Consider the following 16,085-nt stretch of genomic DNA (forward strand, 5'->3'; position numbering starts at 1 on the left):
CTTCGCTGTCGTAGATCGGATATCTACGGTGGCTTGAGGCGCGGAACGGCCGCACCTCAAAAAGTGGAAAGGACTCCTCATCATGCTGACAGGGCTGACTATTGTCATCGGCGTGACCATTGTTCTCGGGATCGTAATCACCGCGACCTCCAGGGATGATGGCTTCACGGCCGTGAGCGGGCTTATGTTCGCTATTTTCGGAACAACTTCACTGTTTTGGATAGCGAAAGGTACTATACAGTATCTCAGCAAGGACTCATCCTTGCTGTGGCTGTACAAGCCGATTGCCGCCCTGCCTGAATGGGTAGGCTACGTCGGCGTCGCGACCACCGCGATCCTCTGGGTGGTGGCTGTCGCACTGTTGGTGGATGACTACATCCACCTTCCCCGACGACGGAAAGGAGGTAATTACTGAGAGGTGCGGGGCGGGATTGATACAACTGTTTGTATCTCCCGCCCCACTCACATCACTGAACTGAACTTATGATTACATAACTATTACATCGCTGGCTGCTGGAGGTAATGGCCGACGTCCGCTACCAGCTCGACCAGGCGATTAGAGTACCCCCATTCGTTATCGTACCAGACCATGATTTTCACCATGTTGCCACCAACGACCTTGGTTAGCGGCAGATCAACGATGCCAGAATGTGAATTACCGATAAAGTCGCGGCTGACCAGCGGCTCTTCACTGACGCCCAAGATCCCTTGATAGAAACTATCAGCGGCGGCTTTCTTGAACGCTTCATTTACCTGCTCGACTGTCACGTCGCGCCGCAACAGTGCCGTCACGTCACTGAGCGACACCACCGGCGTTGGTACGCGCACACTGAGACCGTCGAATTTACCAGTTAGCTGCGGTAGGGTTTTGGTCACGGCAATAGCCGCACCCGTCGTTGTCGGCACGATGTTCTCGGCCGCGTTGCGACCCTCGCGAAGGTCCTTGGCGGGCGCATCCTGTAGGCGCTGGCTGGCAGTGTAGCTATGCACCGTCGTCAGCATTGATTTTTCCACGCCAAATTCCGCATCCAGAATCGCCATCACCGCACCCAAACTATTGGTCGTGCAGCTGGCGTTAGAAATGATTGGCGTCGCGCCCTTGATCTTGCTGTCATTCGTACCCAGCACGATTGTATCGACGCCGTCGGATTTGGTTGGTCCGCTGATAACCACGCGCTTGGCGCCCGCAGTCAAGTGCTTGCCCGCGCCATCTTTATCTGTAAAGAGTCCCGTCGATTCTATCACCACGTCAACATCCATCTCGCCCCACGGCAAGTTCGTTGGATCTTTTTCCGCCAGCACTTTGACAGGTTTCCCGTCAACGATGAGTTCATCCTCTGTAAAATCAACCTGACGGCCATATTCCCCGTAATTACTATCGTGTTTGAGCAGGTACGCCAGCGTCTTGGTATCTGTCAAGTCATTGATCGCTACGATCTCCACATCGCTGCGTTCCCGGGCGATCTTAAAGGCGCTGCGCCCGATCCGCCCGAAACCATTAATCGCTATTTTTGTCATCGCCATACAATTATCCCTCCCGAGTAGCATTAGCTTTTTCCTAATTATACTACAAAGTTGTATAATGAAACCATGACGCGCGAGGAATTACTACATCTAGCGGCGCCACAGTACGATGAAGTGCCGGTACTGGTGTTAGATAGCGCTATTGACTACGCTACTAAAAAACATGCCGGGCAAAAACGCAAGAGTGGCGAACCCTACATCACGCACCCGCTGGCGGTAGCTGGGATTTTAGTGGAATGGGGCATGGATATCGACACGGTGATCGCTGGCGTGTTGCATGATACGGTCGAGGATACCGATGCGACATTGGATGAATTGGAAAGTTTGTTTGGCCGCGATATCGCCTTTTTGGTTGATGGTGTGACCAAAGTGTCGCAGGCACGCGCCGGTATGCGTAGCCTCGATAGCTACCTGCCACACACTAAAGATAACCTCGCCAAACTGATGATCGCAGTCGGCGAGGACATTCGGGTAATTATTATCAAGCTGGCGGATCGACTACATAATATGCGCACGCTTCAATATATGCCGCGCGACAAGCAGAAGAAAATCGCCCGCGAGACAATTGAAGTGTTTGCACCATTAGCAGACCGACTCAATATGGGGCGGGTGCGCGTGCAGCTAGAAGAGCTCAGTTTCCGATTTTTGATGCCCAAGGATTTTCAGCGTACTAAGAGCCTGATGGATAGCCGCCTAAAGAAAAGCCAGCGCAAACTCGCCAAAGTCCGCCGCGACGTTACGGCGCGCCTCCAGAATGAGAGTCTGCAGTTTGAGATGGACGGCCGGGTAAAAAGCGTATATAGCTTATTTAAGAAGCTCGACCGCGTTGGCGATATTGATAAGATTTACGACCTGATCGCCCTGCGCATCATCGTTGATGATTTAGCGACCGGCTATCTGGTGCTGGGCGTGCTGCACGAGATGTACCAGCCGTTTTACGAGCGTATCAAGGATTACGTCGCCAACCCCAAACCGAATGGCTACCAGAGCTTACACACGACGGTGCAAACGCCGACCGGGCAAATTGTCGAGTTCCAGATCCGCACCCGAGACATGCATGAATACGCCGAGCGCGGTTTGGCGGCCAGCTTTCATTATAACGAACAAAAGATGTCCGATGCCTACCGCCAAGGGCGAATCGCTGCGCTGCCGACGGATTTGGCGTGGATTCGCGATCTGCAGGAGACAGCGGCCCGAGCACGCGAGGGTAAATCATTTGATTCAGAGAAATTCCGCATGAAGTTGTTTGAGGATCGAATCTTCGTCTATTCGCCCAAAGGTGATATTTATGATCTGCCCCGCGGCGCCTTCCCACTGGATTATGCCTACCGCATTCACTCCGACATCGCAGCGCACGCCAGCGGATTTAAAGTCAATGGCGTCATGAAGCCGTTCACTTATGAATTACAGCACGGCGATGTCGTTGAAGTATTGACCAGTAAATCTGCCAAGCCCAAACCAGCCTGGCGCGATATGGTCATCACGCCGCACGCCAAAACCAAACTGCGTATGCAACTGTCAAAAAGCGGCGGCGTGCTAGCACATTTGACCGGGTTAACTGACGGCGTTTCGTCGCTGTTTCGACGGTAAGCAAAACACTCACACCTCATCCCAGAGGCTTGGCAGCCGCGACACCTCCTCCGCTAGAGACTGTGAAACGTTCGCGAGTAGCGGAGGTTTCAGCCGAACGCTCGCGAGGAATCTCCGGTGGAGATTTGAGCGAAGAGTGTGCTCTGGCGAAGGACGGTGGAGCGGCTGCTGCGGTTCGGCTTCCAGTCATCTCCTCTAAGTCGAATGCATCCGGCAACGCCGTCCGCAGAACCATCGACTTGTCAAAGAGACTGACAATTCCGCGGCAAACACGCATACCAGATTCTTGGTGAGACGTAATGCCGCTTTGCTTTGCAAGATAGTAGTATTACGCCTGCTCGTTCCAGCGCTCAATCGCCGCCGCCACGACCTGCTTGGCGGCATCAACGCCAGCAAATTCCTTAACAATGGTCGAACCTGGCTTCTTCAAATCCTTATAGTGATTGAAATGGAATTCAATTTGCTTAATCAGCTGCGCCGGCAAATCCTCCAGCGACTGAATGGCGTTGCCATTATGGCGATCGTCGCTTGGCACCGCGATAATTTTATCATCAACCTCATCGTCATCGACAAACTTCATCACGCCAAGGATTCGCGCCTCGACCACCAGCCCGGTCGTCAGCGGCGTATCCGTCACCAATAGCACATCCAACTCATCGCCGTCCTCATCCAGCGTCTGCGGGATGAAACCATAATTAGTCGGCTTGGCAAAAATCGCCGGATCAACCCGGTCCAGCCGCATGACGCCGACTTTCCGATCCCATTCAATTTTATGATTTGACCCAGCCGGAATCTCTACAACAACGGTGATTTCGCCGTCCTGATAATTCCCTGGGGTTAATACTTGATTAAAATCTGCCATCTCCTACTCCTCTCTGGCTTTTTCTTGTAAATATTCACGAATCTGCAATGCCGCCACCGCACCCTCGCCAACCGCCGAAGCAATTTGCATAGTTGCGCCCGAACGGACGTCGCCTGAGGCAAAGACGCCTGGGATGTTAGTGTGCAAATGTTCGTCGGTGACGATGTGTCCGCCGAGGTCCAGTTCAACACCTGAGTCTGCCAAAAACTGTGTGTTTGGAATCAAGCCGATGAAAACGAATAAGCCGTCTGCGGTAAATTCTCTCTGCTCGCCGTTTTGGGTCGATTTGACACCGTAGAATTTGTCGTCTTTGACGATAATTTCATCAGTGGTCGCACCAATGTGGACGGTTATGTTGCCTGCATCGACATACTTTTGCAGCTCTTTTTGCAGGACGTCGCTGGCGCGTAATTCGCTGCGCACCAATAGGTCAACGTGGCTGGCGTAACGAGTTAGAAAGATCGCTTCCTGCACCGCCGAGTTGCCGCCGCCAACGACGATCAAGCGTTTGTCGCGGTAAAATGCGCCGTCGCACGTCGCGCAATAATGCACGCCGCGGCCATACAATTCGTCTTCGCCTGGCACGCCCAGCTTGCGGTGATTTGAGCCGGTCGCCAGTAGCACTGCTTTGGCGCGCACCGGCTGGCCATCAACCATCAATTCCAATTCGCCGTCAACTTGCTTCAGGGCCGTCACGTCACCATACTCAATATTCGCGCCGAACCTCTCAGCCTGCTGCTGCAATTCTGACGCCAATTTCATGCCGGTCACGCCCTCAGCAAAGCCTGGGTAATTGTCAATTTGATCGGTGATGGCCGCCATACCGCCGACCACGCCGCGTTCGTATAGCGTCGTCGGCACATCTTCGCGCGACAGGTAAATTGCTGCAGTGAGTGCGCTTGGACCGGCACCGACAATGATAATCTCTTTAGACATTCAACCCCCTTGACCTATAATATCGCTTGATAATTTCTGGCATCTCCGGCCGTGGAATCTCCGCTGGTCTTTCAATAGCCATAACCACGAATTTCAGTGGTGAATTAGCAGGAATCTTATCGCCCTGGGATTGCTTACCGTAAGCCTTGTCCGCTGGAATTGTCAATTCACGCACACCGCCAATTTTCATACCAATCAGTCCCTCTTTCCAGCCCTGAATCACCGACGTATGTGCTGGGCCGTTTACCGCAAACGGCGCTTTCAATTTACCGCTGTTGATTGACTGATCAAAAATCTCACCCTTGGCGTTCCAACCGATGTAGTAAACCGCAAATTTGGTGTCATCTTTGACCTCCGCGCCGTCACCCACGATCAAATCTTCTTTGCCTAGCTCCTTCACACCAGCAGCCTCAAAGGCGCCGACTCGCGTACTAAACCCCGAAAACTTGCCGTGATATTTACTGTTCAATTCCGCAGTCTGAGCGTCAACTTTCTTTTGCCACTCCGTGGTTGCTTTTTTATAATCTTCTTGCGCCTGCTTCAGCTCAGCCTGATCTTTGGCGTCATTGCCTGGCTGCACCATCATGGCAATGAACCCACCAATTGTCCCAATCGCTAATGTCCCCGTGATGATCCATATACCGAGTCGCTGTCCCCTCGTCGCCATAATCCTCCTTTATCTTACCTTGAAATTATATCAATGTTTCCTCTCGGCCGCAATGTCATAACGTGCCAGCTCATCATCAATCCCCACGCCGGCTGTCCGCTGTAGCTTGAGCAAATTAGCATAAATACCGCCCGATTTTGCCAGCTGTTTCGGCGTGCCGATCTCGTCGACCCGGCCATATTTTAGCGTCACGATCCGATCCACCGTAGCGATGGTACTCAGCCGGTGAGCGATAATCAGCGTCGTTCGCCCCTTCATTAGCCGCTCCAGCGCCTGCTGCACTAGATGCTCGCTCTTGCTGTCGAGATTGCTCGTTGCCTCGTCGAGGATGAGAATCGGCGCATCCTTGAGCACTGCCCGCGCGATGGCGATGCGCTGCTTTTGACCGCCAGATAGCTTGAGGCCACGTTCGCCAATTTGCGTGTCGTACCCTTTGTCGAGCTCGCTGATGAAGTCGTGCGCATTGGCGGCCTTGGCAGCGGCGATTACCTGCTCGTCCGTCGGCTCGTCGGCGCCATAGGCGATATTTTCACGAATTGTACCGGAAAAGAGCGCTGGCTCCTGAAACACCGTGGCGATATGACGGCGCAAACTCTTTTGCTGCACTGCGTCAATGGCCACACCATCAATCGTAATTTCACCACTATCTGGCTGGTACAAGCGCATCAGCAAGTTCGTTAAAGTGGTCTTGCCGCCACCCGACTCGCTGACGAGAGCGACATGCTCACCGGGACGAAGCGTAAACGAGATGTCGGTCAACACTGGTTTTTGCATGGCAGAGGCGTAGCGAAACGAGACATTGCGAAACTCGACTGCCCCGCGGTTCACCACCAATTCCGACGCGTGACGGTTATCTTCGATCGCTGGGCGCAGCGTCATCACACCAACAAAATCCCGACTCCCGGCCAGAGCTTTTTGGAAATTATCAACGATGAAACTCATGTTAAACAGCGGCATCCGCAAATTATTAATCAACGTGATCAGCAGCACCATATCGCCGATCGAAAAGCGCCGTTTGGTCGTCTGCACAAAAATGTAGGCAAAAATCATAAAGAAAATGACCGACAACACCACGCCGCGCACGATATCCATGCTGTGCCAGTAGCGAGACTGCTTGCGCGTGATGGCAATTGTTTTGCGGTAACGCTTGGCAAAATGACGATATTCAAGCGACTCGCGGACATAGCTTTTGACGACTTTGATCTGAGCAATGACTTCGGCAAACCGGCCGCTGGCCATATCTGTCTCGTGATTTTTACGGTTCTGAAAGGCCTGCCATTTCTTGCTGGTCAGCGCCGTCAGCCACATAAATAGTGGATACATAATGACCACCATTGCCGCCAGCTCCAGACTGTACATCAGAACGATGCCGATGGTGATACCTGTCGTCAGCAGCATCTGGAAAAAGTTGTTGGCAAACATGTTCAGGAAGTTCGTCGTTTCGGTAATCGCGCGGTTGAGGCGATTGATAATTGTGCCGGTCAGCTCGCCATCAAAATAACTTTGCGGCAAGCCAAGCAAGTGATGATAGTACCGCGTCGACAGCTGCTGTTTGAGCCGCGTGGCCATCACGTCGCCCCAGTAACCGCCAAGGTTTCGCACCATCGTATTCGTCACGTCAAGCGCCAGCAGCACCAGCGCCAAGAAAATCGCCTGCTCAATTCCCACCTTGCCGCCCTCAACCACTTCGACCATCAAGCTGGTCGCCCGCGAAATGACGAACGGCACCGCAATGCCAGTCAGCGCCACGATAACTGAGCTGATACTAACTCCGATGTAGTATCTGCCCATGCCGCGCGCATATCGGAGCATGTGGATCAGCGGCTTCATCAGACTATTTCAGCGCCCCATCTATCTTTGGCTGCCTGCTCAATCCGCTGCATCACCGGCGTGATGTCCTTGTCCGCTAACGTCCGCTCATGCGAGGTAAACGTCAGCCGCCATGTTATTGTTTTCTGCGCCGCATCATCCTCAGACTGGTAAATAGTGAGTGGCTCAAGTCGCACCGCCATATCAACGTCCTGCACAACCTCGTCCACCGTCTGTAGTAGCTGCTGATACTTGACAGCGGATGGCACTTTGAGCGAGATATCGCGCGTCGTTGATGGATAGCGACTGAGCGGCTGATAATGACTGGCACGTTTGGCGTAGACAGTCTCCAGGCCGGCCGTGTCCAAGCTCGCCGCCGCCACGTACGCCGGCAGTTTGAAGTTCTTGATGACTGATTGTTTCAATTCGCCGACTATGCCGATGAACGTTCCGTCGGTTGTTTCGACTAATGCGCTGCGCGACTGGTCAAACGGTGCCGTGACTGGGAAATTGAGCTCCTCTTCAATTGGCTTGAACACCAGCTCAGTGCCAAGGTCGTGCGCCAGCTGTTCAACTAAGCGACGAATCGTGTAAAATGGCGCGCCCGCTCCCGACTTTTTGGCGGCGTAGACGATGTCCGTAAACTGACTGGCTTCCGGCAAGTTATCTTCGCCTAGGCCATGCATTTTGCTGTGACCTTTGCCCATCTCGAACAGGGCAAATTCATCATGTCCAGCCTTGATGTTGGCGTGAACCTTGTCGAGCAAACTCGGCAGCACCGTCAAGCGATAGTACTGCAAATCAGGACTGAGGGCATTTGATAATTTATATGCCTGAGTAACGTCCTGCTCGGCATTTTTCAGGATGCGCTCGTGAACGAAACTGTAGGTCAAGACTTCGTTGGCGCCAGCTCGTGATAGACTTTGACGAACGGCATTTTTTAATTCACGATGCAAATTTTTCGGCGCTGATTTGATGCTGCGCATTGGCAATTGGCGCGGTAACTTATCAAAGCCATACAGCCGCCCAACCTCCTCAACGATATCCTCAGGCAGCTCAATATCAGTGCGCCAAAACGGGCTGTAGACCATCATGCCGTCCTCGCCATACTCGCGCCCTTCATCAACGAAAAACTCAACGTTTCCTAGTAGCGTATTCATTTCACCATCAGCAAAATTTACGCCGAGCCGCTCTTCAACAAATCCACTTGGCACCAACAACCCGCCGCACCAGTGCGTACCGCCAGCCAATACGGAGCGCAGAGACTGATGATTCTTAAACAGCACGGGGCTGGCTTGTTCACCGCCAACCATACCCATGAGTCGCTTGAGTACTGGATCTGTTTGTGCTGGCGACTGGCCCTTATTAAACCGCGTCAGCGCGTCAGTAAAAATACCGTGACGCATGGCGGTGCGGCGTAGTGCATACATGTCAAAATTAGCACATTCCAAAACGATATTTTTCGTGCCATCCGAAACCTCAGTGTCAGCACCGCCCATAATTCCCGCCAAACCAATCACGCCCTCGCCATCAGCAATGACGATGTCGTCCGTCGTCAGCTCGTACTCCTTGCCATTGAGCAGACTGACTTTCTCGCCGTCACAAGCCATCCGCGCCCCGAGTGTAGACCCGCGCAATTTGTCATAATCATAGGCGTGCGTTGGCTGCGCCGTCATGAGCATTATGTAATTCGTGGCATCGACAATGTTATTAATCGGCTTGCCGCCCATCGCCACCAACTGGCATTGCAGCCACAGCGGACTTGACTGCACCTCAATATTTTTGATGGCTACCGCTGAAAACACCGGCACTACTTCAGTCGCCTCATTGAATATTTCGAGCTCAAGACCGTCGCCGCCAGCAAAATTCTGAATCACATTGTACCACTCAGGGCTCGTAAACTGCTGATGAAAAATCCCAGCAATCTCGCGCGCCACACCGAGTTGACCAAAACAATCTGGCCGGTGGGTAAACATCTTGTTTTCAATATCTAGCACAAAGTCGTTCAAACCAAACGTTTCCGCAAAACCCGCACCCGCTGTTAGCTCAACGCCCGCCGGCACGTCGCGTTCATGAATCTCAACAATTCCCTCGTGATCTGTACCAATCGCCAACTCGTCCGCCGCCGCCAACATGCCTTGACTCAGCACGCCACGCAGCGGTCGCGCGTCCAGTACAAACGGCTCGTCGTCATCAAAACTCGCTGGCACCGTGCTTTTTGGCGGCAGCCAAATCGCCCACATATCAGCGTGAACATTCGGCGCACCGCAGACCACCTGCACTAGCCCGTTCTCATCACGCGGTACGTCCGCCACTGCGCGGCCATCATCAATCTTGGTCACGCTCAGCCGATCAGCATTAGGGTGCTTAGCGCATTCGACCACCCGGACGATTTGCGCACCGCCATACTTAGCATTAAGATCAATCACTTCCTCGACACCGCCAAGTTGCTGATTGACCCGCGCCACCAACTCATTCACCGGCGGTAATTCAAAATTAATCAATTGTTTGATAATGTTTAGGCTGACTTTCATATATATCAGTATACCATTCTAATCAATGGTGTAGTCAAACACCTTGACGGGAATACCTTTTGCTTGAGCTTGATCAATCGTAAACGTTGTGCCAGGGCTACCATTAACCCGAAACGCCACTAATTCATCTGCCAAAGCAACAATTTGACAGTTGCGCGCGTGAAATGACTCGGCGTTGACTTCGGTAAATTCGGTGGTATCGTGCAGTACGCCTGGCCTATTTTTGGCAATATCGCGCAAAAGAGCGACCGTCGCAACCGCGTCATCCTGGCGGCATTTGCCGACAACCGCACGATCATACAATGCTTGGCAATACAGCTCCAACTTTACCGGCAGAAATATCTGAAACCGTGCCGCTTCCAAACCACATTCATACGCCAGCCGCGCCGCTTCGTGATCAGTACCGGTAGCACCACCTGACACAATCCCACAGCCATCGGCAATCTTTTGACCAACAAAACGCTCAATATCACGGCGAATCGTGTCATTTACTTCACGCGTACCGACAACTCCGAGCCACTTCATTATTTCGCCCTGTTGACTAAATATTACTCCCGAGCAGCAATGATCTGCGCCTGAATCCGGTCTAGTTCGGCCTCGTCCATCCTCGGCCCCTCGGTCGTCGTCAGCCAACCACGATAGCTCTCGTGAAACTCTGCGTTCTCTGCCCAGACATCAGTCCGCCCCGCCAAATCACCATGTAGCGGATACAGCTTGGCATGCACGTGCGCTACGCCCGTCCCCTCGAACACCAGCGCCACCCGCGGCGTATCAAATGCCCGTTCTAGCAGCCGCGCCACTTGACGCACTGCTCGCATAAACTCGAGATATAGCGTCTCGTCAATTGCAAAAATATAATCACCCGGATTATGCTTTGGAATGACCACTGTCACCCCCGGGGTATTTGGAAACGGCGTGAGAAACGCCAGGAACTGCTCGTCCTCCCAAGCCCTCCATGATTTCACAGTGCCTGATACAATGTCGTCGAAAATTGTATGGTTCATGCGTCCATTATATCAAACTTATGCTAAATCGGTAAAATTAGCTTTGCATGTAATTATCAAAGATAATTACATCTGGGGATATTGCCCGCAATACCGCCTCACCATTAGGCAAATCTATAGGGAATTTGATCTTATCGGTATGGTTAATAAATACAGCAAAATGATCGCTCGGGCAGGATCTAGAAAACCTCTGCTTATGAACTCGGCTGTACGCCCATGCTGCCGCGTGCGCCATTATCGCATCGTATAACTCATGGTCATCACCACACATATCGTCAATTATCCTGCACGCAATTTCAGCTACCAAGCTGTCATCTGATAGTTGCTGATAATCCTCTTCACCAAGTTGATTATAGATATCATGATTATATCGTCGCAACTTCTCCACCTCCCCCTCAATACCAAACTCTTTTACAAGATCATTCGACTCCTCTGGTAACAAGATCTTAAGAGTGGTGTGCAGCATCCGCAAAGGGTTAGTCCTCGTCCGAATATCGCCCTGACCCCCATTGACTAACCAATCAGTTATCATCTGCGGGTCACTCACTGCTCTCACTGTATCAGCAAACCGCTCTCTTACATATCCACTATATGCCAGGTCGATATTCTCAACTACCCGGCGTAGCTCCTTTGGTGAACCAACAACCTCAACCTCCTCTTCGTAATATTTAGCAATCTCCCACTCACGCGAACCCTCAGGAAATCTCCACGACATTTTTGGCAGCCGATGATCAGGCTCGCTCAGTCTAATACCAAGTTCCTCGAGCTGAGCATTGGCAATGCCATCAAGAGTTTCTACCGCTTTACCGCACTGCTCAAGCCTCATGATGTGCTGCTTAAAATCTTCACCACCTTCCCAGTCCTCAGGTAACACCTTCCGCCTCTTGTTAAGCCACTGAATGACGTATTCGTAGCTATGCCAACCACTATGTTTTAATAAAAGGCCACCGCCCTGCTCACCCCAACTAATCTCACCCCGCAACCCGTCTTTTAGCGCGCCAAGCCAAATATTACGATTATCCTCGTCGTTCAGAGTCGCTAGGATCTCATCTTTCACCTTTTTAAGTAGATTATTGCGACATGCTTCGCTAAATGGTAAGCTCCTGATACTCCCCTCGACATCACCCAGTAGTCTATTAACCATCCTGTCAGTACCATTCACCAAAATATCCGTACCATACTTATCAAGTATTTCAGCGTCAGCAACTATTTTCGTCAATGGCCCATGCAGTAGCGCCGCCACCTCCCGTTCATGCCCTCCGAACCATGTGCGACAGTCACCACGAAGCTCCCTGGTTATTTCACGAGTGAGCGAATCTGATTTTTTGAATAGATCACTCCAATATACATCAAGATACTTCATGGTTTCTGGCACACAGTGAGCTAACGTTAGTGTATACTTCATGATATCAGCAAGGCTCGCATTACCTGTATGACAATGTTGGACAAACCCATTCATATTGTCAGTAAACTCTAGTGCTTCCGTAGAGTCACATGTTTTTCCCACCTCAGTTCTGATACCAATCAGACTTCCGTCATCATAAGAATTGTTTACCCTATCAAAGAAATCAGACGGCAATATAATACCTTGTGCCGACTCACACAGTGTATCTAATACTGCTCGCTCCTTTAAGTACATGGGGTTATACCTCTCAAAAACCTCACGAATTTGATGAGACACTGACTCATGGTCGTGATTTTTATCCGAGGTAACTTCATGACTGCTGGCTAAAATATGTTCATTCATAAACTATATTGTATCATTTAATTACAAAATTCAAGCGCTCGGCTTCCTCGGGTGGCAGCACAATTGCTTTCCGGGTCTTATCGCTGGCTTTTTTGAGATAAAAACTAATACAAATAATACCAACCTACCGTATAATAGCCACATGGATATACCATTAGAAATCGAACGCAAACGCCAATTAACTGGTGACGCAAAAGAATTAATCAAGCAGTTGCGAGAACTCGGTTTTGAACTGCAGAGTAATCTCCACGAAATTGATACGTATTATTCTCGTCCTGATGTCGACTTTATGCAGACGGTTGAATGCTTACGGATTCGCCAGCGCGATGGTTTTGCTGAGGTGACATATAAGCCTGCGACGACGATTGCGACACATACGAAAAACGATGTGATCATTAAGCCCGAGACAAACCTACCGATTCAGCCCGGTGACGCAGCAATCGCCAAGCAGCTACTGGCAAATCTCGGTATGGTGCAGCTCGTTGAAGTTAATAAATACCGGCGATCATTCCAATCCCCAGACTTTCCAAAAGCAACGGTAGCTATTGATGAAATTAAAAACGCCGGAACGTTCGTGGAAGTTGAAGTTTTGTCAGATGATGAGACTAGTGCTCTAGCGATGATTAGTGACATTGAAGCCAAGCTCGGCCTTGAGTCGGCAGAAGTTGTCACGCGGCCTTATCGGGATATTTGCATGGGATAATCAAGCTACGTTTTTATCAAATCCACGCCTCGCCCCACCACCCAACCGCAGCAGTACATTATACAAAAATATGATAACTCCCCAAAAAATAACGCTCAGATAATTACCCCAATTAAAGTCATTCCAAGGATTGCGGGTCGGGCTGCCTGTCGGGTCGTACGCCACAAATCCCACTACAGCCATCACGAGAATGATCAGGAGACCGGAGATAATGATCTCACGCACGTAACTGGAGCGCTGAAATAGTGATAGCCTCAGGTTATATCGAGACCCCGACGGCAACAACACCAATAACACAATAACGATATACGATGGGATGGTTATTATGCCCTCAAATACATCCCACGGGTTAACCTTCATGATATCAGGTTTCACTACCTTCACGATCTCTTGCATACCCAGCGACACCCCAAAGAACAGCAGCAGGATGATCAGCACCAGCCCAACAGAACTCCATCGCCTAGTCCACATTCTTCACCCCTGCTATGACACTTGTTGCTGCTTTGTAGACTTCATGTATTTTATGAAACACCTGCTTGTCATATTCTTCTCTATCTTCGATGCTGCTGTCTGGCAGTTCAATTGTATTCTTGAACTGCGGCTGCATGATATTTACCGACGTTACTTCCATGCCCTCTTCAATTTCAACGTCGTAGACCTGCTTTTCGACACCCGGAAACTCCTTCACATAGTGATCAATGTACGCACCAGGAGACAGGAACTTACCTCGACTCGGCCGAAAATCAATGACGACCGCGCCGAGCGTATCGGTATGATTATCGATCGAGGACGCGGAGAATAAACTTTTCGCTAGTTGGCTGATTTTATTATTGTGCTCTATAGCTTCGCGAGTAACAAATATCTTCGCGGATTTTATACGATGCGCCCGCCTGATTAGCTCGATGGCATCTGGATGACAAACTACTGTCCCGATAAATGCCGTCTTTTCGGAGAGCGAAAGTTTTACTACTTGATTATTAATATATGCTAAAATCTTTACATTTGTGGCAACATTTCGGTTATATTCTAACGCCATAATTCCCTTGTCAGCATAGTACAGGAAATGCACTACCTGCACCGGCAGCTGCCCATCAGGCAGCGGATAACGCCTGATGAGATCATCATCGTCCCTGCCTATGGTAATCACGTTTGACCCGTACACGGCAATGATGCCAGCATAGCATTTGGATAGTTCACTGGTTTTATGTAGCTTGTCAAACTGCAAGAGCCGCATAAACGACTCATCGTCATTTGGATTATGTTGCCAGTTTCTGTCGTCTTCTTCGAGGTTCATCAAATCACGCAGAGCGTCCTCAAACAGGTAGCTGCCATATCCCTCGTCGTCGCGATTGGTAATGTTGTATAGAAATACGTTACGTTTAATCATCACATATCTCCAGTCAATCTAACGTAAATTAAAACTGCTCCAAAAAGTCCAATTTCCCGCTTTCAAAATGCCGCACATCCTCGATGCCGTATTTCATCATCACCAGCCGGTCGATGCCGCAGCCAAAAGCAAAGCCGGTGTATTCATTCGGATCGATGTCAGCAGCTTTCAGCACATTCGGGTGAATCATGCCGCAGCCTAATAGCTCAATCCAGCCCTCGCCTGAGCAAACTTTACAATCCGGCTTTTTGCCTTCACAGAACGGGCAGCTCAGCGCAAATTCAAAACTCGGTTCAGTGAACGGGAAATAAAACGGGTTGACGCGCACATCCAACTTCTTGCCATAATATTCCTGCAAAAACTCCTGCAAGGTGGCGATGAGGTTGCCGACATTGACTCCCTTGGCGACATACACGCCCTCAACTTGATAGAACGTGTGCTCGTGCCGCGCGTCCAGGTCTTCGTTGCGGAACACCCGGTCGGGCACGATGGCGGCGATCGCCTCGCCCTTTGCCAAATTGCTGTGATATTTTTTCAGCACGCGGTTTTGCATGGTCGACGTGTGCGCTGGCGCGATCAAGCGGTCGCCATTAGCATCAGTCTCCTCAGTCATGAACGTGTCATAATCGTCCCGCGCTGGGTGGCCTTTCGGAAAGTTCAGGCTCTCGAACATATGGAATTGATCGTCAATTTCACGCGACTCTTCCGTCACAAAGCCCATGCGATTGAAAATGTCAGAAATACGCTCAATCTCGGCGCTCAGCGGGTGAATCGTGCCCCGCTCACCCGGCAGCAATTCAGGCCGCAGGGCATTCACATCCATCGGCGCTGTCACGTCAATTGGTGGTAGATCAACCTTTGACAATTCATCTTCACGAGCCGCAATCGCCCGCTCCAATTCCTGCTTCAACTCATTCACTTTCTTACCAAACGCTCCGCGTTCTTCGGCTGGCAATGTCGCGATAGCGCCGTATAGTTCCCGCAGCTCCGTACTCCGCAATACGCTGCGCGGTTCAGCCGCCTCGGCTACGCGTGATAATAATAGTGATCGAACTTCCTCTAACGTTTCCACGTCATCGCCCCTGCATCAAAAACATACCGACAACCACGGCCGCCATAATCACAATTATAATCCAGGCCGGCGCCAGCGTCGTCGTCTGCTTCGTATCTTCCAAATATTTTACATCCTCTACGCCGTCTAGACTGGCTTTTTCCTGAAGGCCCGACGCCTTGGCCTTCTCGCGCAGTTCCGCCGCAATGCGTTCTTGTAGTTCACTGCGCCGATCTTGTTGATTTACAAATAATCCCATATGTCGATTATA

Annotated in this window: 16 protein-coding genes; 3 read left to right on the top strand and 13 right to left on the bottom strand. The window is 50.9% G+C overall.

Translation table 11 applies throughout. The features are described from left to right. Positions 1-82: 82 nt before the first annotated feature. Entirely contained in the window at positions 83-415 is a 333-nt protein-coding gene (locus FBF29_02700; GenBank protein ID QJU07595.1) for a hypothetical protein, read from the top strand. Positions 416-498: 83 nt separating this feature from the next. Here the strand turns inward: FBF29_02700 and gap are convergent, their stop codons facing one another. Then, the gene (gene gap, locus FBF29_02705) at positions 499-1,524 is read right to left on the bottom strand and encodes a type I glyceraldehyde-3-phosphate dehydrogenase (protein ID QJU07596.1); all 1,026 of its coding nucleotides are present in this window, start codon (positions 1,522-1,524) and stop codon (positions 499-501) included. Between the two features lie 66 nt (positions 1,525-1,590). Here gap and FBF29_02710 point away from each other — a divergent pair, with 66 nt between their 5' ends. After that, positions 1,591-3,114, top strand: a complete 1,524-nt coding sequence (locus FBF29_02710) for a bifunctional (p)ppGpp synthetase/guanosine-3',5'-bis(diphosphate) 3'-pyrophosphohydrolase (GenBank protein QJU07597.1) — start codon at positions 1,591-1,593, stop codon at positions 3,112-3,114. A gap of 328 nt (positions 3,115-3,442) precedes the next feature. Here FBF29_02710 and FBF29_02715 read toward each other — a convergent pair whose 3' ends face one another. The 8 genes from FBF29_02715 to FBF29_02750 are packed head-to-tail and all read right to left on the bottom strand — an operon-like array spanning position 3,443 to position 12,673. Next, positions 3,443-3,976, bottom strand: a complete 534-nt coding sequence (locus FBF29_02715; GenBank protein QJU07598.1) for an inorganic diphosphatase — start codon at positions 3,974-3,976, stop codon at positions 3,443-3,445. 3 nt (positions 3,977-3,979) lie between these two features. Further along, positions 3,980-4,912, bottom strand: a complete 933-nt coding sequence (locus tag FBF29_02720; GenBank protein QJU07599.1) for a thioredoxin reductase — start codon at positions 4,910-4,912, stop codon at positions 3,980-3,982. After that, entirely contained in the window at positions 4,905-5,579 is a 675-nt protein-coding gene (locus FBF29_02725; protein ID QJU07600.1) for a hypothetical protein, read from the bottom strand. Before FBF29_02725 ends, FBF29_02720 begins: the two co-directional genes overlap by 8 nt. A gap of 30 nt (positions 5,580-5,609) precedes the next feature. Continuing rightward, on the bottom strand, positions 5,610-7,409 hold the full coding sequence (locus tag FBF29_02730) for an ABC transporter ATP-binding protein (GenBank protein ID QJU07601.1): 1,800 nt from the start codon (positions 7,407-7,409) through the stop codon (positions 5,610-5,612). After that, positions 7,409-9,922: a phenylalanine--tRNA ligase subunit beta gene (gene pheT, locus FBF29_02735; protein QJU07602.1), complete on the bottom strand. Its 2,514-nt coding sequence runs from the start codon at positions 9,920-9,922 to the stop codon at positions 7,409-7,411. Before pheT ends, FBF29_02730 begins: the two co-directional genes overlap by 1 nt. Positions 9,923-9,940: 18 nt before the next feature. Next, complete coding sequence (locus FBF29_02740; protein QJU07603.1) at positions 9,941-10,447, bottom strand: hypothetical protein; 507 nt, start codon at positions 10,445-10,447, stop codon at positions 9,941-9,943. Positions 10,448-10,470: 23 nt separating this feature from the next. Further along, positions 10,471-10,926 carry an HIT family protein gene (locus FBF29_02745; protein ID QJU07604.1) on the bottom strand — a complete coding sequence of 152 codons (456 nt, stop codon included), beginning with the start codon at positions 10,924-10,926 and terminating at the stop codon, positions 10,471-10,473. Positions 10,927-10,963: 37 nt separating this feature from the next. Continuing rightward, positions 10,964-12,673: a hypothetical protein gene (locus FBF29_02750; GenBank protein ID QJU07605.1), complete on the bottom strand. Its 1,710-nt coding sequence runs from the start codon at positions 12,671-12,673 to the stop codon at positions 10,964-10,966. A 142-nt stretch (positions 12,674-12,815) separates the two neighbouring features. On the opposite strand from FBF29_02750, the gene cyaB reads away from it, so the two are divergent. Beyond that, positions 12,816-13,376, top strand: coding sequence for a class IV adenylate cyclase (cyaB, locus tag FBF29_02755; protein ID QJU07606.1), 561 nt, complete (start codon positions 12,816-12,818; stop codon positions 13,374-13,376). Here cyaB and FBF29_02760 read toward each other — a convergent pair whose 3' ends face one another. Genes FBF29_02760 through FBF29_02775 form a run of 4 tightly spaced genes read right to left on the bottom strand, consistent with a single transcriptional unit; the run spans position 13,377 to position 16,073 of the window. Continuing rightward, the gene (locus tag FBF29_02760) at positions 13,377-13,847 is read right to left on the bottom strand and encodes a hypothetical protein (protein ID QJU07607.1); all 471 of its coding nucleotides are present in this window, start codon (positions 13,845-13,847) and stop codon (positions 13,377-13,379) included. Further along, positions 13,837-14,763, bottom strand: coding sequence for a hypothetical protein (locus FBF29_02765; protein QJU07608.1), 927 nt, complete (start codon positions 14,761-14,763; stop codon positions 13,837-13,839). Before FBF29_02765 ends, FBF29_02760 begins: the two co-directional genes overlap by 11 nt. Positions 14,764-14,791: 28 nt before the next feature. Beyond that, the gene (pheS, locus tag FBF29_02770) at positions 14,792-15,835 is read right to left on the bottom strand and encodes a phenylalanine--tRNA ligase subunit alpha (protein ID QJU07609.1); all 1,044 of its coding nucleotides are present in this window, start codon (positions 15,833-15,835) and stop codon (positions 14,792-14,794) included. 1 nt (position 15,836) lies between these two features. Further along, the gene (locus FBF29_02775; protein QJU07610.1) at positions 15,837-16,073 is read right to left on the bottom strand and encodes a hypothetical protein; all 237 of its coding nucleotides are present in this window, start codon (positions 16,071-16,073) and stop codon (positions 15,837-15,839) included. Between the last annotated feature and the right edge of the window lie 12 nt (positions 16,074-16,085).

The sequence above is a fragment of the Candidatus Saccharibacteria bacterium oral taxon 488 genome, assembly GCA_013099015.1.
Classification (GTDB): domain Bacteria; phylum Patescibacteriota; class Saccharimonadia; order Saccharimonadales; family Saccharimonadaceae; genus Nanosynbacter.

Bases quoted from the DNA above. Each gene is read 5' to 3' on its own strand.
- FBF29_02700 (QJU07595.1), top strand. From the start codon at position 83: ATGCTGACAGGGCTGACTATTGTCATCGGCGTGACCATTGTTCTCGGG.
- gap (QJU07596.1), bottom strand. From the start codon at position 1,524: ATGGCGATGACAAAAATAGCGATTAATGGTTTCGGGCGGATCGGGCGC.
- FBF29_02710 (QJU07597.1), top strand. From the start codon at position 1,591: ATGACGCGCGAGGAATTACTACATCTAGCGGCGCCACAGTACGATGAA.
- FBF29_02715 (QJU07598.1), bottom strand. From the start codon at position 3,976: ATGGCAGATTTTAATCAAGTATTAACCCCAGGGAATTATCAGGACGGC.
- FBF29_02720 (QJU07599.1), bottom strand. From the start codon at position 4,912: ATGTCTAAAGAGATTATCATTGTCGGTGCCGGTCCAAGCGCACTCACT.
- FBF29_02725 (QJU07600.1), bottom strand. From the start codon at position 5,579: ATGGCGACGAGGGGACAGCGACTCGGTATATGGATCATCACGGGGACA.
- FBF29_02730 (QJU07601.1), bottom strand. From the start codon at position 7,409: ATGAAGCCGCTGATCCACATGCTCCGATATGCGCGCGGCATGGGCAGA.
- pheT (QJU07602.1), bottom strand. From the start codon at position 9,922: ATGAAAGTCAGCCTAAACATTATCAAACAATTGATTAATTTTGAATTA.
- FBF29_02740 (QJU07603.1), bottom strand. From the start codon at position 10,447: ATGAAGTGGCTCGGAGTTGTCGGTACGCGTGAAGTAAATGACACGATT.
- FBF29_02745 (QJU07604.1), bottom strand. From the start codon at position 10,926: ATGAACCATACAATTTTCGACGACATTGTATCAGGCACTGTGAAATCA.
- FBF29_02750 (QJU07605.1), bottom strand. From the start codon at position 12,673: ATGAATGAACATATTTTAGCCAGCAGTCATGAAGTTACCTCGGATAAA.
- cyaB (QJU07606.1), top strand. From the start codon at position 12,816: ATGGATATACCATTAGAAATCGAACGCAAACGCCAATTAACTGGTGAC.
- FBF29_02760 (QJU07607.1), bottom strand. From the start codon at position 13,847: ATGTGGACTAGGCGATGGAGTTCTGTTGGGCTGGTGCTGATCATCCTG.
- FBF29_02765 (QJU07608.1), bottom strand. From the start codon at position 14,763: ATGATTAAACGTAACGTATTTCTATACAACATTACCAATCGCGACGAC.
- FBF29_02775 (QJU07610.1), bottom strand. From the start codon at position 16,073: ATGGGATTATTTGTAAATCAACAAGATCGGCGCAGTGAACTACAAGAA.